This is a genomic window from Tardiphaga sp. 42S5, from assembly GCF_034044155.1.
Classification (GTDB): Bacteria; Pseudomonadota; Alphaproteobacteria; order Rhizobiales; family Xanthobacteraceae; genus Tardiphaga; species Tardiphaga robiniae.
This window is the reverse complement of the sequence record NZ_CP139027.1, coordinates 2,606,227-2,628,977: the sequence shown is the minus strand read 5'-3', so window position 1 is coordinate 2,628,977 and position 22,751 is coordinate 2,606,227. Positions and strand designations below refer to the sequence as shown.

The following is a 22,751-nucleotide window of genomic DNA, read 5'->3' as shown; positions in this document are numbered from 1 at the left end:
TTCACGATGCCGCGCGCACGGAGACGCGCGGATCGATCACCCGGTAGATCGCATCGGTAAGAAGGTTGAGCGCGATCACGATCACCGACATCACCAGGAACACGCCCAGCAACACCGGATAGTCGCGCTGCAACAGCGCGTCATAGATGAGACGGCCGAGACCCGGCCAGGCGAACACGGTCTCGATCACCACCGCGCCACCCACCAGTGCACCGGCCTGCATGCCGGCGACAGTCACGATGGGCAGCATCGCATTGCGCAGGATATGTCGAATGATGATACGGCCCTGCTTCAGACCCTTGGCCTTGGCGGTCTTGATAAAGTCCTGATGGGTAACGTCCAGCACCGAAGAGCGCATCAGACGCGTGTAGATCGCGAGATACACCGCTGCGAGCGACACGGCGGGCAGGATCAAATGCCAGCCGATATCGACCATGCGCTGCAGTGCGGTCATCGGCACACCGATGGTGACATAACCAAACGCCGGCAGCCAATCTAGTTGCACCGAAAACAGCAACACCAGCATCAGGCCAAGCCAGAACACCGGCGTTGCATAAAGCAGCAACGACACGACGGTCAGCACCGTGTCGGACCACTTGCCGGCGCGGACACCGGCCAGCGTGCCAAGAATGATGCCTGACAGAAGCGCGAGGCTGAAAGCCGTCGCCGTCAGCAGCAGCGTCGCTGGCAGACGCTCGAGAATGAGCGACGCCACGGTCCGCTGCTGGCGATAGGAATAACCAAGGTCGAGCGTCACGACGCGCTTCAGATAGGTGGCGAGCTGAATTGGATAGGGTTTATCGAGCCCATATTCAGCGCGCAGCTGCGCCAGAAGCTTTTCGTCGGATGCGCCGCTCTGGCCGGCAATCACCTGCGCGGGGTCGCCAGGTGCGGCATGAACGAGAATAAAGTTGAAGGTCGCAATGACCAAAACGACGGCTACGAATTTGACAAACCACCCCGCAAGCGCGAGGGCGATCGCGAACACGCGACCGCCTTTTGCATTGACCGATACCGCCGTCATCCGAAGCTCACGTCGCTGAACGATTCATGCACGCCGATCGCTGTTGTAGTCACGTTCTTGAGGCGCTTGTCGATGAATGTGGGATAGGCCTGCTCGAACATCCAGACCACCGGCACATCCTCGACTAGGATCTTCTGCACCTGGCTGTAGAGTTCCTGACGCTTGGCCTCGGAGGTCGAGGTTGCAGCCTCTTCGAACAGACGGTCGACTTCCGGATTGGAATAGCCTGCCGTGTTCGAGAACAGGATGCCCTTCTTGATATTCGACGAGATGTAGGTGCGCGACACGCCGAGTGCGGGATCGCCGAACTGATAGACCAGGTTGCCCGTCATCTCGTAGTCCCAGTTGCTGAACTTCTCGGCCCAGCCACCGACATCGGTGTTCTCGATCTGCACGTCGATGCCGACGCGGCCGAGCGACTGGCGAATGAACTCGGCCGCGCGCTGATAGATTTCACCATAGGGCGGGGTGAGATACTTGATGGTAACGCGTTTGCCGCCAGCACCCGGCTTGAGCCCCATCTCGTCGAGCAGCGCCTTCGCCTTGTCGAGCGAGTAGTCGTAACGCTTGACGTCCTTCTCGTAGAACCTGGTCGCCGACGACACCGGACCGGTCGCAACCTTGGGCAGACCGAAGTAAACGCGCTGTGCCATCGATTTCAGATCGAGCGCATAGGCAATGGCCTGACGGAAACGCTTGTCATCCATTGGCTTGATGCGGTTGTTGAGCTCGAGCCACTGATGCGGTGCGAAATATTCGTAGCCCTTGGTGGTCATCTCGAAATTCGGCAGCTTCGACAGCCGCGCCACATCGAACATTTCGATGTCGTTCCACTGCGTCAGCTGAATCTTGCCCTGCTCCAGCGCAACGGCGCGTGACGCCGAGTCGGGAATGATGCGGTAGATGATTTCGTCGAGACACGGCTGATCCTTGCGGTAGTAGCCTTCGTGCTTGACGAGATGAACATGCGAGCCCTTCACCCATTCCTTCAGCTTGAACGGGCCCGAACCGATCGCCTGCGCATTGGCCGGATTCTTGCGATATTCCGTGCCGTCATAGATATGCTTCGGCACGATCGGACCCGTCGTGCAGTCGAGCGCGGTCAGGAACGGGGCAAAGGTCGACTTCAGCTTGAACACCACGGTGAGCGGATCCGGCGCGTCTGCCTTTTCGATACGCGAGTAAATCCCGCGCGCACGTGCATGGGTCTCCGGCAGCAGCTTGGTCATCGAGAAGATGACATCGTCCGCCGTCAGCGGCTTGCCGTCGTGGAAGGTGATGCCCGGAAACAGCTTGAACGTATAGGTCAGGCCGTCCGGCGACACTTCCCACGACTGTGCGAGACCGGGAAGCGGCTTGAGGTCAGGGCTGTAACGCAGCAGGCTCTCATAGATCTTGCCGCCCAGGGTCAGCGTTGGCTGCTGCTGGTTAAGTGCAGTGACGAGAATCGGAGGCTCTGGCTGAATGATCGTGTTCAACGTGCCGCCCTTGGTCTGACCAGCGGCACGAGTGATGCCGAGAGGGATACCCGAGAGCGCAACCGCACTCACGCCCATCAGCTTTGCGAATTCACGTCTATTCATAACCTAGTCCTTTAACAGTGCATCTAACAGTGGCTGCAGCCAGACGCTTGCACATCTGGCTGCAGCCGAGTCATCAAGTGACTTTGAGTGACCCTATCTTCAACCGAGCGTCACGGCTCCAAAAGTCTCGTGCACACCGATGCCGGTGGTGATGACGTTCTTCAACCGCTTGTCGATGAAGTTGGGGAAGTCTTGCTCGACCATCCATGCGATCGGGACTTCTTCTATGACAATTTTCTGCACGGCCGTGTAGAGTTCCTGACGTTTTGCGTCAGAGGTCGCCACGGCGGCTTCCTCGAATAGCCGGTCTACTTCCGGATTGGAATAGCCCGCGATATTTGAGAACAGAATACCCTTACGGATATTCGCCGTGATGTAACTGCGCGACACGCCCAGTGCCGGATCGCCGAACTGGTAAAGCAGATTACAGGTCATCTCGTAATTCCAGTTGCTGGTGCGCTCGGCCCAGCCGGCAAGATCGAGATTTTCCAGTTGCAGATCGATGCCGACGCGGCCGAGCGACTGCTTGAAATATTCAGCCGAGCGCTGCCAGATTTCGCCGTAGGGCGGAACCAGGAATTTGATGCTGACGCGCTTGCCGTCGGCGCCGGGCTTCAAGCCCATCTCGTCGAGCAGAGCCTTCGCCTTGTCCAGCGAGTAATCGTACTGCTTGACATCCTTTTCGTAGAACCGCGTCTTCGACGAAACCGGTCCGGTCGCGACCTTGCCGAGATTGAAGAACACGCGCTGCAGCAGCGCCTTGCGATCGACGGCGAACATGACGGCCTGACGGAAACGCTTGTCGTCCATCGGCTTGACGCGAAGATTGAACTCCAGCCAGAAATGCGGCGCAAAGAACTCGTAGCCCTTGGTGGTCATTTCCACATTGGGCAGCTTCGAGAGACGCGCGACGTCGAACAGTTCGACGTCGGTCCACTGCGTCAATTGGACCTTGCCCTGTTCGAGCGCGACGGCGCGCGATGCGCCGTCCGGAATGACGCGGTAGATAATTTCGTCGAGATGCGGCTCGCCCTTGCGGTAATAACCCTCGTGCTTGACGAGATGAACGTGTGAGCCCTTGACCCATTCCTTGAGCTTGAACGGGCCCGAGCCGATCGCCTGCGCGTTGGCAGGGTTCTTGCGGAAATCGGTGCCGTCATAGATGTGCTTCGGCACGATCGGCGCGGTGGTGCAATCGAATGAATTGAGGAACGGCGCGAACGGCGCCTTCAGCGTGAACACCACCGTGAGCGGATCGGGCGCTTCGGCCTTGTCGATGCGCAGGAAGGTGCCGCGCGCACGCGCGTGGGTTTCGACGAGGACCTTGGTGACCGAGAACACCACGTCTTCCGAGGTCAGCGGCTTGCCGTCATGGAAGGTGATGCCCGGAAACAGCTTGAACGTATAGACGAGGCCGTCGGGCGAAACGGACCAGGACTCAGCGAGACCAGGCAGCGGCTTGAGATCGGAGCCGTAGCGCAGCAAGCTCTCATAGATCTTGCCGCCAAGCGTCAGTGTCGGCTGTTGCTGGTTGAGCGCCGTCACCAGGATCGGCGGCTCGGGCTGAATGATCGTGTTGAGAGTACCACCCTTGGTCTGACCGACGGCGCGCGTGACGCCGAGGGGAATTCCCGAAAGCGCCGTCGCACTCAAACCCAATAGCTTCGCGAATTCACGTCTATTCATCTTAATTCCTTTGTAGCAAAGATATTTGAAGCGTTCAACGTCATCCGAAACTCACCGCCCCGAATGTCTCGTGCACCCCGATCGCCGTCGACAGCACGTTCTTCAGCCGCTTGTCGATGAAGTTCGGATAGTCCTGCTCGAACGTCCAGACCACTGGAACATCCTCAACGAGAATTCTCTGGACCTGGCTATAGAGCTCCTGCCGCTTGTCATCAGATGTTGCCACGGCTGCTTCTTCGAACAGGCGATCAACTTCCGGATTGGAATAGCCGGCAGTGTTCGAGAACAGGATGCCCTTCTTGATATTCGATGTGATGTAGGTGCGCGCGACGCCGAGCGCGGGATCGCCGAACTGGTAGACCAGGTTGCCGGTCATATCGTAATCCCAATCGGCGAACTTTTGCGCCCAGCCGGCGATATCGGTGGTCTGCAATTGCAGATCGATGCCGACGCGCCCGAGTGACTGGCGCAGGAATTCGGCGGCCCGCGTATTGGCCTCGCTGACCGGCGAGATCAGATAGCGCAGCGTGACGCGCTTGCCATCCGGACCCGGCTTCAGCCCCATCTCGTCGAGCAGCGCTTTCGCCTTGTCGAGGGAGTAGTCATACGTCTTGACGTTCTTGTCGTAGAACCGTGTCTTCGACGAGATCGGGCCGGTCGCCAGCTTGCCGAGCCCGAAATAGATTCGCTGCAGCATCGCCTTGCGGTCGATCGCATGCATTACGGCCTGACGAAAACGCTTGTCGTCCATCGGCTTGATGCGATTATTGAGTTCAATCCATTGATGCGGCGCAAAGAACTCGTAGCCCTTGGTGGACACCTCGTAATTCGGCAGTTTCGACAGCCGCGGCACCTCGAAGAATTCGATATCGCCCCACTGCGTCAGCTGCACCTTGCCCTGCTCGACCGCCACGGTACGCGACGCACCATCGGGGATCGCGCGGTAGATGATTTCGTCGAGATAGGGCTCGCCCGGCCGATGGTAACCTTCGTGCCGGACAAAATGAATGTGCGATCCCTTGACCCACTCCTTGAGCTTGAACGGACCGCAGCCGATCGCCTGGGCATTGGCGGGATTCTTGCGATAATCGGTACCTTCATAGATGTGCTTCGGCAGGATCGGCGCCGTGGTGCAATCCAGCGACGTCAGGAACGGCGCGAACGGCGACTTCAGCGTGAAGATCACCGTCAGTGGATCGGGCGCTTCCGCCTTTGCGATGCGCGCAAATGTCACGCGACCGCGCGCATGGGTTTCCATCAGCACCTTGGTCATGGTGAAGATCACGTCTTCCGAGGTCAGCGGCTTGCCGTCGTGAAACGTGATGTTCGGGAACAGCTTGAACGTGTAGGTCAGCCCGTCCGGCGAAACCTCCCAGGATTTGGCGAGGCCGGGAATCGGCTTGAGATCGAAATCGTAACGCAGCAGGCTCTCATAGAGTTTGCCGCCAACGGTGAGGGTCGGCTGTTGCTGATTGATCGCCGTGACCAGGATCGGCGGTTCGGGCTGGATAATCGTATTGAGCGTACCGCCTCTGGTCTGCCCCGTGGCGCGGGTGATGCCGAGCGGGATGCCCGACAGCGCCGTAGCGCTCAGGCCCAGCAATTTCGCAAACTCACGTCGATTCATTCAGCTCTCCCGATGGACACAGAGGGTTGAACGTCAGGGTTGCACTGACGCGCAAGGATGAGCTTGCAAAATTCAAGCCGCCGCCGTCGCCGGGCCGATCATCATCGCGATCGGGCCGGCGTTGTCTGAGAACCGAACATGTTCCGTGAATGAGCAGGCATTCAGTATCCCAGTGCCGGATCGACGCGGTTGAGTAGAATCTCTCCAGTCTTGAGACGGCGGATATTCTCGGCGATCTGGTCGGCAATGACGCGTGGCTTGGCCAATCCGGCCATGTGCGGCGTCACCAGAATACCCGGCTCCGTCCAGAGAGGATTGTCAGGCCGCAACGGCTCCTTGTCGAACACGTCGAGAACCGCGCCGCGCAGATGGCCCGAACGCAACGATGCGACGAGATCGGGGACATTCAGATGCTCGCCGCGGCTGCAGAGAATAAGTGCCGCCCCTTTCGGGAGGCGGGCGAAGCGGTCGGCATTCAGGATTCCCATCGTGCTCTGCGTTAGCGGCAGCAGGCAGACCAGAATATCGGTCTGCGCCAGGAAATCGTCGAGCGCGGCGTCGCCGGCGAAGACGTCCACACCCTCGACCTGTTTTGCGGAGCGCAACCAGCCGGAGACCTTGTAGCCAACCGATTTCAGCAGCGTGGCAGCCTGGATTCCGAGGGTGCCGAGACCGAGGATACCGACACGCTTGTCGGCGGCAGCGACCTGATCGTAGCGATGCCAGTGCCCATTGCGGGCATTGGTGGAGACGCGATCAAATTCGCGATGAAAATACAGCGTGCCCCAGAGCACATATTCGGCCATCGCCTTGCCCAGCAGCGGATCCACAATCCGGCACAGCGGCAGGTCCGGCAGTGTCGTGTCGGACAACACATTGTCCACACCGGCGGCGATGGAGTGGATCAGCCGCAAATTCGGCATGGTCGCCATCACGCCCGCGGGTGGTTTCCAGCAGATCACAACCTCCCCGTCCAGCGCCCCCACTTCCGGCCAAGTGGTCACGACTGCGCCGGGAACCGCCCGCTTCAGATGGTCTTCCAGAAAGCCCATCGTGTTGGACAGGGTTGTCATGAGAGTAATGCGGGTCATCGAATTTCTGCGTTTGTTTCTGCCATTGGCATGAAGCCTGCTTTGAGAATGGCAACGTCCGGAACGATGCGCTCAAAACCTCTATCCCAGGGTACGATGTTGGCGCATCATCTCCGTCTTCACAGGGTCAGGATTTGTCGCGTATGGGCCATATCTCTTCAATTTCATGCGCCACGCCGCGCCAGCGCGTCGCGCCGCCGGCCATGGTGAGTTTTTCCGGCTTCGAGGCCAGCGGCCGCCGCGCCGATGCACTACAGGCCGCACAACGCCCGGTGGTTGCGATGGCCGCCGAATTCTCCTCGGGCGGCGTCGGCGTCCGGCATAGCCACCGCCGCGCGCAATTTCTCCATGGCCTGACCGGCGTCATGACCGTGATCACCGAGACCGGCAGCTGGACCGTATCGCCGCAGCACGCGCTGTGGATCCCGCCCGGCGTCGTCCATCAAAGCCGCTGCTGGGGCACCGTGCAGCTGCGTACGCTCTATGTCGAACCCGAAGCAGCCGACGGCCTACCGACGTCGTGCCAGCTGATGGAAGTCTCCTCGCTGGTGCGCGCACTGCTCAACGAAGCCGTCACCTTCCCGACTGAATACGATATGGATGGCCGCGAAGGGCAGATCATGAATTTGATGCTCGCGGAAATCGGCCGCATGCCCGCGGTGCCGCTGCGTGCGCCGATGCCGCAGGACCGCCGCCTCGCGCGTATCTGCGAGGCGATCCTGCGCGAGCCCGGCAACAATCAGGATCTGGAATCCTGGTCGCAGATCGGCGGCCTCGGACGACGCACGCTGACACGGCTTTTTCGCCGCGAGACCGGCATGAGCTTCGCCGAATGGCGCCAGCAGGTGCGATTGATGGAAGCGCTGTCGCGCCTGACCATGCGCGAACCGGTGACCAATGTAGCGCTCGATCTCGGCTATGATAGTCCGAGTGCCTTCAGCGCCATGTTCCGTCGCTCGATGGGAATTTCACCACGCGACTATCTGCGCTGGAGCGAACAGACGGAGGACTTGGCAACGTGACCGACGCGCACCTCCTTAGGACTCGACCGCTGGCCGCGCTTCCATCGTAGCGCGCAAACGCCGGATGCCGGCTTCGATCTCGCGGATGTCGTCGTCGAGCTGCCCGAGCAGCACCCCGAAATTGAAGTCCATTCTGTTGCGGACGGACGCCGCCAGCGTTTCGCGATGCACCTTGAGATCTTGCAACGCGCTTAGCTGGTTCGTATCGACATAGGCGGCAACCACAAGCTCAATCGCGCTTTTCACCGCAACGCTTTCTTCTCGGCTTCATCGATTTGCGCTTTCAGCCGCGCCTTGGTCGCTCGAACACCGGGGAATGGTGCTCCGAGCCGGCGTGCCTGGATCTGAACGGAACTCTGCGGTCGTTTCATGATCACCGCGGCTCTGGCCAGCGATACTTTACGCGCGATAAGCCCTTTCAAAATTTCAATCTGTTCGTCGTCCCAACGATTTTTTGCCATCTGATCTTATGAGTGCGCTGAAATAACTTGTCTGTGCGGTAGCTGTCCCTTTGCAACGCGATGTTCACAACTATTGTTCCCGATGCACCCAGGTTGCAGGGCACAATCCCTGCCGGAGAAAGCGCTGCGTGGATTTGTGGCGGAAAATCGGAACGTGTTTCCATTGGTATCATTTCGTCAGTAGGGAACAGTACTGAAAAGGCTCCGGAGTGATCCGGAGCCTTTCTCTATTTGGCAGCCACCCATCTGGTAGCGGGGTATTTGTCAGCTGCGGTGATACCCGCTGCTTACATCACCACTTCGATCAGCTTCGGGCCCTTCGCTGCGATCGCGTTGGCGAGCGCCTTGTTGAAGTCGTCGACGTTGGACACCGAGACGCCGGGGACGCCCATGCCCTTGGCGAGCGACACCCAGTCGAGCGTCGGACGGTCGAGGTTGAGCATATCGAGGGCGCGCTGGCCGGGCTCGCCGGCATCGACGCCGGCGAATTCACCGAGCAGGATTTGATACTTGCGGTTGGCGAACACGATGGTGGTGATGTCGAGCTCTTCGCGGGCCTGGGTCCACAGCGACTGCAGCGTGTACATCGCGCTGCCGTCACCGACCATGCAGATCACCTTGCGATCCGGGCAGGCCACGGCGGCGCCGGTGGCGACCGGGGTCGAGAAGCCGATCGAGCCACCCATGTTCTGCAGCCAGTCATGCGGCGCAGCCGCTGCGGTCGGCGGGAAGAAGCCGCGGCCGGTGGTCAGCGACTCATCGACCATGATGGCGTTTTCAGGAATCGCATAGGCAATCGCCTGCGCAATCGTGGTGTGGTTCAGCGCGCCGGTCGGCTTCACCAATTCGGCGAGCTTCTGCGGCTTCACATCCGACGGCTTGGCACCGAGCGCGCCGGCCAGCGCTTCCAGCGCAGCGATCGAGTTCTCGCCGCCGGCGGTGATGCGATGCACTTCGCAGCCTTCCGGCTTCAGCATGCTCGGCTTGTTCGGATAAGCGAAGAAGGCCACGGGATCGTTGGCTTCCACCAGCACGATGTTCTTGAAGTCCTTCAGCAGCGGAAGTGCGGCTTCGATCACATAGGGAATGCGATCGATGGAGAAGCGGCCACGACCGCGCGCCATGCGCGGATTGTAGGTCTGGCCCATCACCTTGCAGCCGGTCTTGCCGGCGATCTGCTCGGCCAGCGCCAGGCCCTTTTCGGTCAGCCCCTGGCCGGTCATCAGCAGCAGTGTCGAGGCGCCACCGTCCTTCATGATCTTGGCGGCAGTCTCGACGGCCTGCGCCGAATAGCCGGCGCTCTGCTTCTCGGCCGGCACCGGCGCCACACCATCAGCCGCGCCCCATGCGGTGTCAGCGGGCAGGATCAGCGTCGCGATCTGGCGATCCTTGGCGGCGGCAATTGCTGCGGCGCCGTCCTTGGCCACCGACTTGGAATCCGGCGAGGTGTGCACCCACTGCGACATCGGACGGGCGAGGCCCTCGATGTCCGAGGTCAGCGGCGCGTTGTATTCGATGTGATAGACGGCATGCTGGCCGACGATGTTGACGATGCCCGAATTGGCCTTCTTGGCGTTGTGCAGGTTGGCGAGGCCATTGGCGAGGCCGGGACCGAGATGCAGCAGCGTCGAGGCCGGGGTGCCTTTCATGCGGAAGTAGCCATCCGCCGCGCCGGTGACGATGCCTTCGAACAGGCCGAGCACGCAGCGCATGCCTTCGACGCGGTCGAGCGCCGCAACGAAATGCATTTCCGACGTTCCCGGATTGGCAAAGCAGACATCCACATTGCCCGCCACCAATGTCCGCACCAGGCTTTCCGCACCGTTCATCGTCTCACTCCGTTTGATTCAGGGTCGTATCTCGGTTTCTTGATCTCGGGGGCTGATGAACCATTGTTCGGAGGGCCCGTCAAAGGGTCGGAACGCAAGGCTTCGTTGTGAGGGCCGCGGGGCGGGCTGAACGCCGGTTATTATCGCTCCATCCGGGCTGTCCTCACACGGCCGTGGGTTGCGGATCGGGGCGATTTATGGCCTGTCTTGGGCCTCAATTTTTTCTGGCGAGGACCATGATGAAGCGCCTTTTTGCTCTCTTTTTTGCCGCAGCCGCGTTCACCACAATTGCGTTTCCTGCCGATGCACGCGTTCGCAACCAGCCGCCGGCGCAGGACTTCGAGGTCGACGACGGCCCGTCGCTCTCCAACTTCTTCTCCAATTTCGGCAATGGCGGCGGCAACAGCTCTGGCCCGATCCAGCGCCAGACCGTCGGCTTCCACAGCAATTACGCCCCGGGGACCATCGTTGTGAACACCGCTGAGCGCCGGCTCTATCTGGTGCAGCCGGGTGGCCAGGCGCTGCGCTATGGCATCGGCGTCGGCCGCGATGGCTTCCGCTGGGGCGGCGTCCACCGCGTCACCGCCAAGAAGGAATGGCCGAGCTGGACCCCGCCGGCCCAGATGCTCGCCCGCCGGCCCGATTTGCCCCGCCACATGCCCGGCGGCATCGACAACCCGCTCGGCGCCCGCGCCATGTATCTCGGCTCGACGCTGTACCGCATTCACGGCTCGAACGAGCCGGAGACCATCGGGCAGGCCGTGTCCTCGGGATGCTTCCGCATGACCAATGACGATGTCACCGATCTCTATAACCGCGTCTCGGTCGGCGCGACGGTCATCGTCAAGAACTGAGCTTGACCTGAGAACGAAGGCTTCCTGCGGGAAGCCTTCGAATTGTCCGCGGGGGCGGCACTGAACGCTTGCGCAAATACGCGCATTGCGAGAACTTGAGTAATAATGCCCGCCCCGACACCAGATCGATTCATCGTCCGGACGATTGCCGCGCTGCTGGCGCTAGCGTCTTTGACCGCCTTCGTGCCGCAGCCGTCTTATGCCGGTGCGAGCGAGCCGCCCGCCGTTACCGCACGCCAGCGCACCGAGAAGAAGACCTTTACCGACAGCGAGATCATCGACGGTTTTTTCAAGACCGCCTTTGGCGCCGAGTATCACCTCGCCGGCCGCGTCGACCGCATCCGCAAATATGAGCTTCCGGTGCGGGTCTTCGCCGAGGGCCGTGCCGACCGCAAGGCTCAAATCGCCAAGGTTGTGACCGACATCGCGCGCCGGGTGCAGCATCTCAACATCGCCATGGCGGACAACCGCGACGACGCCAATGTGCTGGTGAAGCTGGTGCGCGACCGCGATCTCTATCGCACCATCTCGACCTTCTATGGCACCGACCGGGCCAACGAGATCCGCGACTCCCTCGACCCGCAATGCCTGTCCGGCTTCCGCAAGAACGAGGCCTTCGAGATCGAACGCTCCGACGTGATCCTCACCGTCGACAATGGCGACTTCGTCTTTCTCGATTGCGCCTATGAGGAATTGCTGCAGTCGCTGGGCCCGATCAACGATACCAGTACGGTGCCGTGGACGATGTTCAACGACAACGTCCAGATGGGCTTCTTCGACGTCTACGACCAGTACATCCTCAACATCCTCTACGATCCCCGCATCAAGGCCGGCATGACCGTGCAGGAGGTCAAGGACGTGCTGCCGCAGGTGCTCACTGACGTGCGTATCTGGGTGAGCAAGGTGAACGAGCTGCAGGATTAGCGACGCTTCTCTTATCCCTCCCCCCGCGCGAAGCGAAGCTTCGCCAGGCGGGGGGATTCCACGAACGCCTGCGCGTCATTGCTGATCCAAATTTCAAACAGCCACTGTTCTGCAGACATGCGTCATCGCCCCCATTGTTTGCGGCGCGGGGGCGCCGTCGTCGCTTGCATTCCCGCCCCCTTGTGAGAGGGCGTGCGGAACGCCGGGTGCCCGTTGCACCCTTGGGCCTGATGCGATGCGGTCTTCCGCAAGGATAATGCATCAGGACTTTCGGAGGCGCCGAGCAAGTGCCCGACGTTCCGCCTGCGGTGTTTTTTCGGTTGCTTGCACTTTGCCTCAGCGAACGATCCGATCGCCGAATTAAAGTCCCAAGGCGATGGGAAGGGAGCCTCAAGCGAATAGGCCGGACACGTTTTGACTTGGTCGTCCGTCACACTGTCCAGGGGTCTGTCCATTCCGAAGGTCGGCCGTCTCCTTGCCAGTGGCAGTGCTGGCGCAGATCCGTCCTGCCCGAAGACAGACGTCACCCGTGAACCGCGTAACGCCGCATCTCCGGCGTCCACCGCACCCTGCCCCGCGAACGTGACGATCGCGATCGCCCCTCTCGGTGGGACAGGACAGAGGGGAATATAGTCCATGCAGGGATGTTGTCAACGGGAGATAGGAAAAAATATCTGGCGCTGTCTTGCCACCCCACACTGTCATTCCGGGGCGGGACCAGCGCCGCAGGCGACGGGACCGAGCCCGGAATCCCAACCTGTTTTGCGCTGAACACTCCGGGATTCCGGGGTCGCATTGCAGCGGCTTCGCCGCTTTCATGCGCCCCGGAATGACGAGAGAGATCCTCCCCCTCACCCTCGCGGCTTCGGCGTGAACGGGCCCTTCGGCGCATTACCGATCAGCGACACGGTGATCAGCGCCGCCATCGCGAACCAAAAGGTGAGCCAGAAGCCGTCGATATAGGCCAGCGTATTGGCTTCGCGCTGCACGAGACTTGCCAGCGTGCCGATGCCGCGCGCTTGTGCGAGACCCTCGCCATGGCTGGCGAAGCGGCCGGTAAGTTTGGCGAGAATGCCAACGACATCGGCATCGCCGCTGGCGACATGCTGGCCGAGGAGGTTCGAATGGATCTGCTCGCGCACGCGCAGCCAGGTGCCCATCAGCGCGATGCCGATCTCGGCGCCGCCGAGTCGGAAGACCTGGATATAGGCTGCAAAGGCGGTGGCGCGCGACGGATCGGAATTCGACAGTGCGATGATCACGATGGGCAGCAGCGTGAAGCTCTGCCCAAGCGACTGCAACATCACCATCGGGATGAAATCGCCAAGCGCCCATTCATGGGTGAGCTGCGTGCCCAGGAGGGCGGCGGCGGCGAATGCCGCAAGGCCAATGATCAGCGTCAGCTTCACGTCGTAATAGCGAATGAGCCAGATCGACAGCGGCACCAGCACGATCATCGGCACGACGGCATAGAGCAGAAACAACATGCCGGACTGTTCCGGCCGCAACAGCGCGATGTTGGTGAGAAAATTCGGCGCCAGCGACGAATTGGACAGGCTGGTCATGGTGTAAAGAATGATCGTCAGCAGCGCGAGACCGATATTGCGCGACAGCAGCACTTCGGCATGCGCCCATGGCCGTTTGACCACCGACTCATTGATGAAGAAGCCGACGGTCAGGACCGCGCCTCCGCCAAGCAGCGCCACCACCGTACCCGAACCCAGCCAGTCCAGCCGGTTGCCCTGATCGAGCCCGGCATAGATCATGGCCATGCCGGTGCCGAGCAAGAGCATGCCGCCCCAATCGGCCTCGCACAGCACGAAGCGATTGATCGGCTCGCGTGGTGTACCGAGCCAGACGAACAGCGCCAGCAGCGGCGCGATGATGACATCCTGCCAGAACATCCATTGCCAGCCGATGTGGCTGACATAGAAGCCGACCAGCGCGGTGCCGGAATTGAGCGTGAAGCCGACGCGGATCGCGTAGATCGCAATGGCCGGCAGCCACCATTGCATCGGCAGATTGCGAAAGATGATCAGCAGCGTTGCCGGCACGAAGGTGCCGAGCAGCATGCCGTGCACGATGTTCAGCACCAGCAGCAGATTGTAGTCGCGCACCAGCGGGATCATCAGCGAGATCGCCGCATAGACCAGAGCGGGGATGCCAAGCACGCGGCGCAGCCCGAATACGGTGGCCATCCAGGCCACCGCCGGCGCGATGAAGATCTGCGACGCGGTGCCGGCGGTGGAGAGCCACGCGCCTTCGTCGAAGCTCAGCCCCAGTGCCCCGCGCAGATCGGCGAGACCGATGGAGAAGATACGCGTATCGAAGTTGGCGAGGAACGCGCCAAGCAGCACCGCGCCGACCGCAAAGATCGGATGATGCGAAACGCCCCCGGTCGAGACCGGGCCGCTTTCGATGACCTTACTTTCCGCCATTGCCGGCCGCCGGCGCGTCGGTGTTGATGCTGGCGGTTACCGACATGCCCGGCAGCAACCGGTCGAGCAGCGGCTGTCCCTTGTCGAGCGTGATGCGGACCGGCACGCGCTGCACGACCTTGGTGAAATTGCCGGTGGCGTTATCCGGCGGCAGCAAGGCGAATTGCGATCCCGACGCCGGCGAGACCCGCTCGACGCGGCCACGCAGCGTCTCCGCCGAGAACGTATCGACGACGATGTCCACAGGCTGGCCGGGCTTCACGCGCGTGAGCTGCGTTTCCTTGAAATTGGCGATCACATAGACGTCGGGCAGCGGCACGATGCTGATCAGGCTCGAACCGATATTGACATAATCGCCCGGCTGCACCTGACGCTCGCTGACCACGCCATCGAAGGGCGCCACGATCTTCGTGTAACCGAGGCGCAGCTTCGCCGCTTCCAGCGTCGCCTTGGCGCCGAGCAGATCGGCAGCCCGCTGTTTGCGCGTGCCGGCGAGAACTTCGAGCTGATGTTTTTGCGCAGCGATCACCGCGCCACTCGCCTTTACATCGGCCTGTGCCTTGGCATAGGCGGCAGTTGCCTGTTCGAAGCGCTGCCGCGTGCCGGCTTCGGTCTGCGTCAGCGAGGCCTGGCGTTCCCGCTCCTGCTGTGCCTGCACTTCGAGCGCTTGCGCAGACACGCGCTGCGCCTCGGCCTGCGCGATGGTGGCATATTGCAGCTCGACCTGATTGGCGAGATTGTCCAGGGCTGCCTGCGCACCGGCGACGCCAGCCTCGGCCTGCGCCACCTGCGCCTCGTAATCCGCGGGATCGATCTGGATCAGCAGGTCGCCGGCCTTGACGTGCTGGAAGTCGTTCACCGGTACGGCTTTCACGGCACCGGCCACGCGGCTCGACAGCCGCGTCGTCTGCGCGCGTATATAGGCATCGTTGGTGGTCTGCACCGCCCGGTTGCCCATCCAGATGTCCCAGCGTGTGGTGGCCAGAACGATAAAGACAAGCGCGGCAGCAACCGCCAGCAACGGAATCGCAAGACGACGCCACGTCTGCTGCGCTGGCGTCAGCGCCGCAGGCTGCGCGGGTGGCGGCGCAACAGATTGTGGCGGCGCCGGCTGTGGCGTTGGGGATGCATCAAGCTGGGACATGTCTTCCTCGCAGCGACCTGAGTGACATTATGTCTCATGTCGTCGCAAGCGATTCAATCGCCCGATATCGGCATTCCATACCGGTGCCGCACCATTCGGGTGCGATTCGTAACAAGGACCGCAGGTTTATATCTTTTTGCGACGTGCGGGCCTTTCGCCGCCACGCGATGGCGCTGGAGTATCCAGGCCACGCGGCTGCAGATAGCGTTGCAGCGCAATGGCACGCTCGCTGGATTCGACCAGACGCTCGACGCTTCCCAGCAATTGATGAAATTCGTCCGCGTTGAGACAATCGAACTGTACGTCGTTGACCTGACGCTGCGTCGGATTGAGGCTCGCCAGCAGCGCGTCGCCGGCCTGCGTCACCATGAGGCGCAGGCGCCTGCGATCGGCGGGATCCACGAGCTTGTCGAGCAGGCCCATCTGCTGCAGCTTGTTGGACACCGTGGTGACGAAAGCGCCGCTGAGATGCAGATGCGCTGCGAGTTCGCGCACGCTGACATCGCCTTCAGCGGCCAGATATTTCACCGAGATCAACACGGTGTATTCGATGCCGGCGAGGCCGATCGCGGCGGCATGCCCCTCACGCACGGTCTCGTGACGCGCGAGGAACGCCAGCAATGTGTGCACGAGTTGCCGGAATGCATGATCGGAGCCATCGACCAGCAGCGCCTTGCGCGACGTGGTCAACGCCGGCGCCGGAAGTTTTGCCTTGAGCGCGGTTTTGGCCCCCGCCTTCACCGCGGGCTTGGCCAGGGCCTTGCCGGATTTACGCAGTGCCGACGTTTTGGAAAGCGGCGCAACCTTGGAACGAGACATACCGCTTCCTGATGATCGACCGGTACAGAATTGGCCGGGGCCCGCTGCCGCGTCAAGCGATTCCGCATACCTTCTAAACGAAGCTATTGATCAAATGCATTTACTGGGTCAGGATCGGCGCCAAATCCGACGGGAGAACACCATGAAACTCGATATCAGGCGCCTGCTCTGCTTCACCGACCACAAGGAGGTTGAAGCAGGCCACCGGCACGACCAGCCGCTGCGCCGCGTTGCCGCCGTGGCCATCGTCGCCAACCCCTATGCCGGACGCTATGTCGGAGACCTCTCCGAGGCAATTGCCGCCAGCGTCGAGGTCGGCGCCGTGCTGGCCAAGCTCGCGGTTGAAGCGATGGGGTCGTACAAGGTGGAAAGCTACGGCAAGGGCGGCGTCGTCGGGCTCGGCGGCGAACTCGAACACGCCAATGCGATGCTGACCACGACCTTCGCCACGCCGCTGCGCGAGGCCGTCGGCGGCGCCGAAGCGTGGATCCCCTCTTTCACCAAGCTCGCCGCTCCCGGCTGCCTGATCGACGTTCCCCTGGCGCACAAGGACGCGCTCTATGTCCGCTCGCATTACGACGGCGTCTCGGTGACGCTGCCCCCCGATGCGCCGGCCGCCGATGAAGTTGCGCTGATCGTCTGTCTCGCCAATCGCGGGCGCCTCAATGCGCGGGTCGGCGGGTTGAATGCCAGGGATATCGGCGGCAAGGACGGCTTGCGCTAGGCTGCAGCTTTGTGCGGCCTTGGACGGCCTTGAGATTGCGGAGACGGGTATGAAAACGGCCATCGTCAATATCGGCACCATCGTCACCGGTGATCTCAAGGCGCCGTTCGCCGACGGCGACTGCATCCTGATGCAGGATGGCCGCATCAGCGCGATCGGCACGCTGTCATCGGACCAGGTGTCATCGGCCGATGTGGTGATCGACGCCGCCGGCACGACGGCGATTCCCGGCCTGATCGACAGCCATGTGCACATTACCTTCGGGGATTACACGCCAAGGCAGCGCGTGGTCGGCTATCTCGAAAGCTACGTGCATGGCGGCACGACCACGTCCATCACAGCGTCCGAAGTACACGTCCCCGGACGCCCCAAGGATCCCGCCGGCGTGAAGGCACTGGCGCTGGCCGCGCGTGCCTGTTTCCTCGACTATCGCCCCGGCGGCATGCGCGTGCATGCCGGCTCGATCATCCTTGAGCCGGTACTGACAGAGGCCGATCTGGAAGAACTGGTGAAGGCCGGGCTGTGGCTTGCGAAAGCCGGCTTCGGCGCATTCGAGACGCCATTCGACTACGCACCCTTGATGCTCGCCGCACGCCAGCTCGGCATGGTCACCACCATGCATACCGGCGGCTCGTCGATCCCCGGCTCATCGGGAATCTGGGCCGAACATGTGCTGAAGTCCAATCCGAGCGTGTCGTTTCACGTCAATGGCGGCCCGGTGGCGATGCCGGAAGCCGGCTTCGCGCGGCTGGTGAATGAAAGCGACATCGCGCTGCAGCTCTGCACGGCCGGCAATCTGCGCACCGCGCTGTTGACGGCGAAACTGCTCGACGAAGCCAAACAACCGGAGCGCCTGCTGATCGCGACGGACACACCGACCGGCAGCGGGATCATGCCGCTTGGCATGTTCTACACCATCAGCCATCTCGCCAGCCTGGGCGGCATGCCGCCCGAACAGGCGATCGCGGCTGCGACAGGCAACAATGCCACGGTCTATCGGCTCAACAGCGGATTTCTGAAGCCCGGCAAGGATGCCGACGTGGTGCTGATCGACGCTTGCGCCGGCGGCTCGCGGAACGATGCGCTATCGGCGCTTGTGAATGGCGACGTGCCGGCGGTGAGCGCCGTGATCACCGACGGCGTGCCGCGCTTCGTCGGCCGCAGCCGGAACACGCCAGCGGGTATGCGGAATGTGCGCGTGGCGGAGACGAGATTGCCGCGGGATTTCTCGGGCGCGGCGGTGCATTGATTTAGCGACCACTCTCAGTTGTCGTCCCCGCCTAGCGCGCCAAAGGCGCGCGCGGGGCGGGGACCCATAACCACGGTCAGCTTAAGAGAGAGACGGCAGAGCCACGACTACGTCGTCTCAACCAGCGTGCCAGCGTGTATGGATCCCCGCCTTCGCGGGGATGACACCTGAGGGGCTTTCGCCTTACTTCGCCCCACCGAACTCCGGCAAATCATATTTCGCCGTCATCTTCTCGGCCATGCCCGCAGCGCGCTCCCAGTCATAGGTGCGGTAGCTATGGCCGCGGGTGACGAACTGCGCGCCGGCATAGAACATCTCATATTGCAGATGGCGCGAGGCGAATTCGGAGCCGACGGCGTCCCAGGTCAGCTTCAACAGCTTGACGCGGTCCTGGCCCGACATCGCCGGCGAGATTTGCGTCAGCCCGATAATGTCCGCGATTTCCGGATTGCTGAAATCATCCACCGACGACGGCAGCATCAGCAGCGCTCCGCCGGCGAGTTCACGGATCGTGCTGATGATCTGCGGATACATCTCCTGCGATTGCACCTGCGCCGCATAGAGCAGATGCTTGTTGGGCAGATAGTAGTCGCCGCGCATGGCGCCGCCGGCTTCCATGCCGAGCACCATGCCCTCGATCAGCGCTGCCTGCGAGGCCAGCTTGCCGAGCGTATCGACCACGGGCGGGAAATTGATCGTGCCGATGGTCTTGGCGATGCCGCGCGCAAGGCCGACCAGGAAACGCAGCTTCACCGACAGGCGGATCTGCGCCTGATAGTTCTGGTAGACATGGGCCGGTGTGTCATGGAGCTGGGCGCGGCACATGTCGGTGTTGCGGAGCAGGAACACGCGCTCCCACGGCACTTTCACGTCGTCGAAGAACACCAGCGCGTCGTTCTCGTCATAGCGATAGGCCAGCGGATTGTCGTATTCGTTCGGCGCATGGGCCTCGAACGATTTCCGCGACAGCATCTTGAGGCCCTTGGTCCCCATCGGCAGCGCGCAGGAGAACGCCAGATGCTCCTCGCCCGGCCGCAGCGGCTGGCCGGAGCCGACAAAGATCTCGTTGGCCATGATGGCTGACGTGGCGAACAGTTTTGCACCGCGGATGGTGATGCCCGACGCATCCTCGTCGACAATGCGCGCGACCATGTCCTGCGCATTCTTGCCCTGATCGCCGAACGCCTTGGAGCGATCGCCCTGCACGTTGTTGATCACATAGGTCAGGAACAGGTCGCTCTTGCGGGCGTAGTCGTACCAATCGCGGAACGCCTGTGCGCGTTTCGGGTCGTAATTGTCGAACACCCCGATGCCCATCATCATGCCGGACATGGACGAGGCCACGTGATCGGGCGAGCGGCCAAGGAAGCCGCCGGACAGTTCGGCCCATTCCACCAGCGCCTTGCGGCGCTCGACCAGTTCCGCGTAGCTGGTCGGCAGTTGCCAGGCGCGATTGACCCGGCGGCCGCCTCCGATATCGAAGGTCATGCGTTCGATATTGGCGGGGTCGGCCTGATAGTCATACAGCGCGCCGGCCGAGGCGACCGCATGGCGATAGGCCGGATGGGTCGAGACGTCATCGACCTTCTTGCCGTCGAGATAGACCGCACGACCGTCGCGCACAGCGGCGACATGCTGGGCGCCAGTCTTGACGCCGGCAACTGCCGCACCGGATCCAAATGCCTTGTTCATCACTTTTCTCCGTCACATGCTGCCGGCCGCGTGCCGGTCATCACCATTAATAGCTATCATCCGAAGCTATTTTGAATCCGTTGTCAAGCGGACCTGTGGCATTCGCACACCTGCATCATTCGTCGTGATTGCAATTACCGCGCGAAGCCGCCAAGCTCGGGCAAGTTTTGATACATGGGATCATCACGTGGCCAAATCCGCAGCGCGTTCCACTTCGATCGGCAAATCAGTTGGCAAGGAGATCAGCAAGAAGCCTGCCACAGGCCGGCCGGCGTCCCGCGCCGCATTGACGGTCTCCCGTCCGGAGCTACTGGTGGACGGCTCGGACGCCCAGTTCCGCCGCCTCGTCCATAGCCTGTTCGGCTTTCTGGTCCGCCACCAGACCTTGCGCGAAGGCCACGCCGCCGTCATCGGCCTCGCCGGCATCGAATACACGACCCTGATTTCGATCCGGCATCTGTCGGCGCAAGGCGACGTCCATGTACGCGCCGTCGCCGATCACCTGCATCTGAGCGGCGCCTTCGTCACCACCGTGACCAACAAGCTCGAAACCAAAGGGCTGATCACCAAGACCTCGCACACCGGCGACCGCCGCCGCATCAGCCTCGTGGTGACGCCGCATGGCGCCGAACTGCTGGAGCGGCTCGCGCCGACTCAGGCACAGGTCAACGACGTGCAGTTCGGTTGCCTCGGCACCCGGGAATTCCACCAGTTGCTGGACATGGTGCAGCGGCTCGTCGATTCCAGCGACCGCGCCATTGCGTTGCAGCGTTATCTGGCCGACACCAATGTGAAGCAGCTCTCGCCCGAGGCGCATTCAATCGCCGTCGCCAAGCGCGGCAAGCCGCGCAAGGGCTGAATCCGGCCTGCAATCTGACCCGCGTCAGGACCGGCGGTTGCACCCGGCCAAGGCCCCGGGGATAGCCACTGCCCGCGTCGCCATTGCTGCGACAAAACGGCACCGGGGGAGCGCAGCCCCCGCCTGCCCAAGGACGACGCGGGAATCAGCCGCGACGCGCCCGCAACACCAAACACCCGTGAAACAGGCAATTGCGCGCATTCCCGCCAGCTTCGAATTGCTGCATTTCCGGGCCGCACTGCCGCATAAATTAGCTTCTTAAGAGAACTATTTTATAAAGATACTCAGAATGACGATTGTCAAAGCCTGAAATTTATTGGACGATCCGACCAACGCTGTCATTCCGCTGTCACAGCCGGCGATGGCACATGGCATGCATAGAAATCTTTATCTGGATTATGCTGCGGATCACTGCAGCAAAAGCATCAGCAGAAGAGGACGATCGTCGATGTCACGGATCAAATCGAATTTGCCGCGCGTATTGGGCACAGTTGCCGCCGTCACGCTCTCCGCCATGGTTGGCGGTCAGGCATGGGCGCAGGAAATCGCCATCGGCGCGGTGGTGCCGAGCTCCGGTCCGTTCGCCGAGTGGGGCCGCAGCAACACCGTGACGCTGAAGATGCTGGAACAGCAGACCAACGATGCCGGCGGCATCAATGGCGCGAAGCTGAAGATCACCATTCTCGACGACGCCGCCAAGCCGGCGCAGGCCGCAAGCTCGCTGCGCAAGCTGGCCGGCGACGAAAAGGTTCTTGCCGTGGCCGGCCCGCTGACCTCGAGCGCCGCCGAAGTGACCTTCCCGGTCGCCAATGAAATGAAGGTGGTCTCCACCTCGCAGGCCTCCTCGAAGCCGGGCGTGGCGAAACTCAACCGTCCGTGGGCATTCCGTAACACCATCGACGAAGGCGTGCTCGCCAAGACCACCGTGCCTTTCTACAAGAAGGCCTTCAACATCAAGACCGTCGCCGTGATCTTCGACGCCAAGGACGCCACGGCGTCCACCGTCGGCAAGGTGATCATGCCGGCTGTACTGAAGGCCAATGACATCATCGTCGCCAACGAGAACGATCTGCTGTCGTTCAACACCGGCGACCTCGATGTGTCAGCACAGGTCACCAAACTGAAGGCCCTGAATCCCGACGGCGTCGTTGTCAGCGCCGATTACAGCCAGGCCATCACCGTGCTGCGCGAGATGAAGCGCCAGGGTCTGATCAAGCCGGTCGTCGGCGCCACTCAGTTGATCTCGTCGGCGATTCTCAAGGCTGCGCCGGAAATCCCGGTGATCGCGCCCGCGACCTTCTACGCCACCATGACAGGCCCGGCACCCGAGAAGTTCACGGCAACCCTGACGCCGCTGCTGCGCAAGGAATCGGGCCTGCCGAAGGACATCGAGCCCTCGATGTATGACGCCAACATCTACGAGATCGTCTCGATGTATATCGAAGCGATCAAGAAGACTGGCGTCACCGGCAAGCCGGCCGATCTCGAAGCCGACCGCACCAAGATCCGCGATCACCTTGTCAAGCTCGAAGGCTTCGCCGGTCTCGGCGGCCCGATCGGCTTCAATGACGACGGCGACGCGATCAAGGCCTTCTACGTGCTGCAGGGCCAGAACGGCGCCTGGGACACCAAGGTCAAGGGCTGCAGCTCGGCGCCCGGTCACCCGGCCTGCTGATCTCTCACATGATCCACGCCGCTGCGGCCGGGAAGTCCTCCCGGCCGCAG

Annotated in this window: 19 protein-coding genes; 7 read left to right on the top strand and 12 right to left on the bottom strand. The window is 61.9% G+C overall.

The window, feature by feature from the left end; all coding sequences use genetic code 11:
• Position 1: 1 nt before the first annotated feature.
• From SFY93_RS12295 to SFY93_RS12275, 5 genes are all read right to left on the bottom strand, one after another.
• Positions 2-1,024 (bottom strand): ABC transporter permease, encoded by a 1,023-nt coding sequence (locus SFY93_RS12295; RefSeq protein ID WP_089268021.1) that lies wholly within the window; start codon positions 1,022-1,024, stop codon positions 2-4.
• Entirely contained in the window at positions 1,021-2,607 is a 1,587-nt protein-coding gene (locus tag SFY93_RS12290) for an ABC transporter substrate-binding protein (RefSeq protein WP_320447298.1), read from the bottom strand. The genes SFY93_RS12295 and SFY93_RS12290 overlap by 4 nt, the downstream gene beginning before the upstream one ends.
• A 99-nt stretch (positions 2,608-2,706) precedes the next feature.
• The gene (locus SFY93_RS12285) at positions 2,707-4,293 is read right to left on the bottom strand and encodes an ABC transporter substrate-binding protein (RefSeq protein ID WP_320447297.1); all 1,587 of its coding nucleotides are present in this window, start codon (positions 4,291-4,293) and stop codon (positions 2,707-2,709) included.
• A gap of 40 nt (positions 4,294-4,333) precedes the next feature.
• Positions 4,334-5,920: an ABC transporter substrate-binding protein gene (locus SFY93_RS12280; protein WP_320447296.1), complete on the bottom strand. Its 1,587-nt coding sequence runs from the start codon at positions 5,918-5,920 to the stop codon at positions 4,334-4,336.
• A 161-nt stretch (positions 5,921-6,081) separates the two neighbouring features.
• Positions 6,082-7,011: a 2-hydroxyacid dehydrogenase gene (locus SFY93_RS12275; protein ID WP_320447295.1), complete on the bottom strand. Its 930-nt coding sequence runs from the start codon at positions 7,009-7,011 to the stop codon at positions 6,082-6,084.
• Between the two features lie 143 nt (positions 7,012-7,154).
• On the opposite strand from SFY93_RS12275, the gene SFY93_RS12270 reads away from it, so the two are divergent.
• Positions 7,155-8,033 (top strand): AraC family transcriptional regulator, encoded by an 879-nt coding sequence (locus SFY93_RS12270; protein WP_320447294.1) that lies wholly within the window; start codon positions 7,155-7,157, stop codon positions 8,031-8,033.
• A 15-nt stretch (positions 8,034-8,048) separates the two neighbouring features.
• Here the strand turns inward: SFY93_RS12270 and SFY93_RS12265 are convergent, their stop codons facing one another.
• The 3 genes from SFY93_RS12265 to SFY93_RS12255 form a co-directional block, all read right to left on the bottom strand.
• Positions 8,049-8,279, bottom strand: a complete 231-nt coding sequence (locus SFY93_RS12265; protein WP_320447293.1) for a hypothetical protein — start codon at positions 8,277-8,279, stop codon at positions 8,049-8,051.
• A complete protein-coding gene (locus tag SFY93_RS12260) occupies positions 8,276-8,494 on the bottom strand; it encodes a hypothetical protein (RefSeq protein WP_068737424.1) in 219 nt (72 codons plus the stop codon). Before SFY93_RS12260 ends, SFY93_RS12265 begins: the two co-directional genes overlap by 4 nt.
• 287 nt (positions 8,495-8,781) lie before the next feature.
• The gene (locus SFY93_RS12255; protein WP_320447292.1) at positions 8,782-10,323 is read right to left on the bottom strand and encodes an acetolactate synthase large subunit; all 1,542 of its coding nucleotides are present in this window, start codon (positions 10,321-10,323) and stop codon (positions 8,782-8,784) included.
• 239 nt (positions 10,324-10,562) lie between these two features.
• On the opposite strand from SFY93_RS12255, the gene SFY93_RS12250 reads away from it, so the two are divergent.
• Both SFY93_RS12250 and SFY93_RS12245 read left to right on the top strand, forming a co-directional pair.
• Positions 10,563-11,177: a L,D-transpeptidase gene (locus SFY93_RS12250; protein ID WP_081422064.1), complete on the top strand. Its 615-nt coding sequence runs from the start codon at positions 10,563-10,565 to the stop codon at positions 11,175-11,177.
• Positions 11,178-11,282: 105 nt separating this feature from the next.
• Positions 11,283-12,101 carry a DUF2927 domain-containing protein gene (locus SFY93_RS12245; RefSeq protein WP_089268029.1) on the top strand — a complete coding sequence of 273 codons (819 nt, stop codon included), beginning with the start codon at positions 11,283-11,285 and terminating at the stop codon, positions 12,099-12,101.
• An 851-nt stretch (positions 12,102-12,952) separates the two neighbouring features.
• Here SFY93_RS12245 and SFY93_RS12240 read toward each other — a convergent pair.
• The 3 genes from SFY93_RS12240 to SFY93_RS12230 all read right to left on the bottom strand — a co-directional run bounded on the left by SFY93_RS12240 (position 12,953) and on the right by SFY93_RS12230 (position 16,502).
• Positions 12,953-14,539 (bottom strand): MFS transporter, encoded by a 1,587-nt coding sequence (locus SFY93_RS12240; protein WP_320447291.1) that lies wholly within the window; start codon positions 14,537-14,539, stop codon positions 12,953-12,955.
• Complete coding sequence (locus SFY93_RS12235) at positions 14,526-15,683, bottom strand: HlyD family secretion protein (protein WP_320447290.1); 1,158 nt, start codon at positions 15,681-15,683, stop codon at positions 14,526-14,528. Before SFY93_RS12235 ends, SFY93_RS12240 begins: the two co-directional genes overlap by 14 nt.
• Positions 15,684-15,809: 126 nt before the next feature.
• Positions 15,810-16,502, bottom strand: coding sequence for a MarR family winged helix-turn-helix transcriptional regulator (locus SFY93_RS12230; RefSeq protein WP_320447289.1), 693 nt, complete (start codon positions 16,500-16,502; stop codon positions 15,810-15,812).
• Positions 16,503-16,644: 142 nt separating this feature from the next.
• Between SFY93_RS12230 and SFY93_RS12225 the strand changes: the two genes are divergently transcribed.
• Positions 16,645-17,226, top strand: a complete 582-nt coding sequence (locus SFY93_RS12225) for an amino acid synthesis family protein (protein ID WP_320447288.1) — start codon at positions 16,645-16,647, stop codon at positions 17,224-17,226.
• 49 nt (positions 17,227-17,275) lie between these two features.
• Positions 17,276-18,475, top strand: coding sequence for an amidohydrolase family protein (locus SFY93_RS12220; protein WP_320447287.1), 1,200 nt, complete (start codon positions 17,276-17,278; stop codon positions 18,473-18,475).
• Between the two features lie 183 nt (positions 18,476-18,658).
• Here SFY93_RS12220 and SFY93_RS12215 read toward each other — a convergent pair whose 3' ends face one another.
• The gene (locus tag SFY93_RS12215) at positions 18,659-20,167 is read right to left on the bottom strand and encodes a 4-hydroxyphenylacetate 3-hydroxylase family protein (RefSeq protein WP_320447286.1); all 1,509 of its coding nucleotides are present in this window, start codon (positions 20,165-20,167) and stop codon (positions 18,659-18,661) included.
• A 187-nt stretch (positions 20,168-20,354) separates the two neighbouring features.
• Here SFY93_RS12215 and SFY93_RS12210 point away from each other — a divergent pair, with 187 nt between their 5' ends.
• Together SFY93_RS12210 and SFY93_RS12205 are read left to right on the top strand one after the other, a co-directional pair.
• Positions 20,355-21,026 carry a MarR family winged helix-turn-helix transcriptional regulator gene (locus SFY93_RS12210; RefSeq protein WP_320447285.1) on the top strand — a complete coding sequence of 224 codons (672 nt, stop codon included), beginning with the start codon at positions 20,355-20,357 and terminating at the stop codon, positions 21,024-21,026.
• 448 nt (positions 21,027-21,474) lie between these two features.
• On the top strand, positions 21,475-22,701 hold the full coding sequence (locus tag SFY93_RS12205; protein ID WP_320447284.1) for an ABC transporter substrate-binding protein: 1,227 nt from the start codon (positions 21,475-21,477) through the stop codon (positions 22,699-22,701).
• The last annotated feature ends 50 nt before the right edge of the window (positions 22,702-22,751 follow it).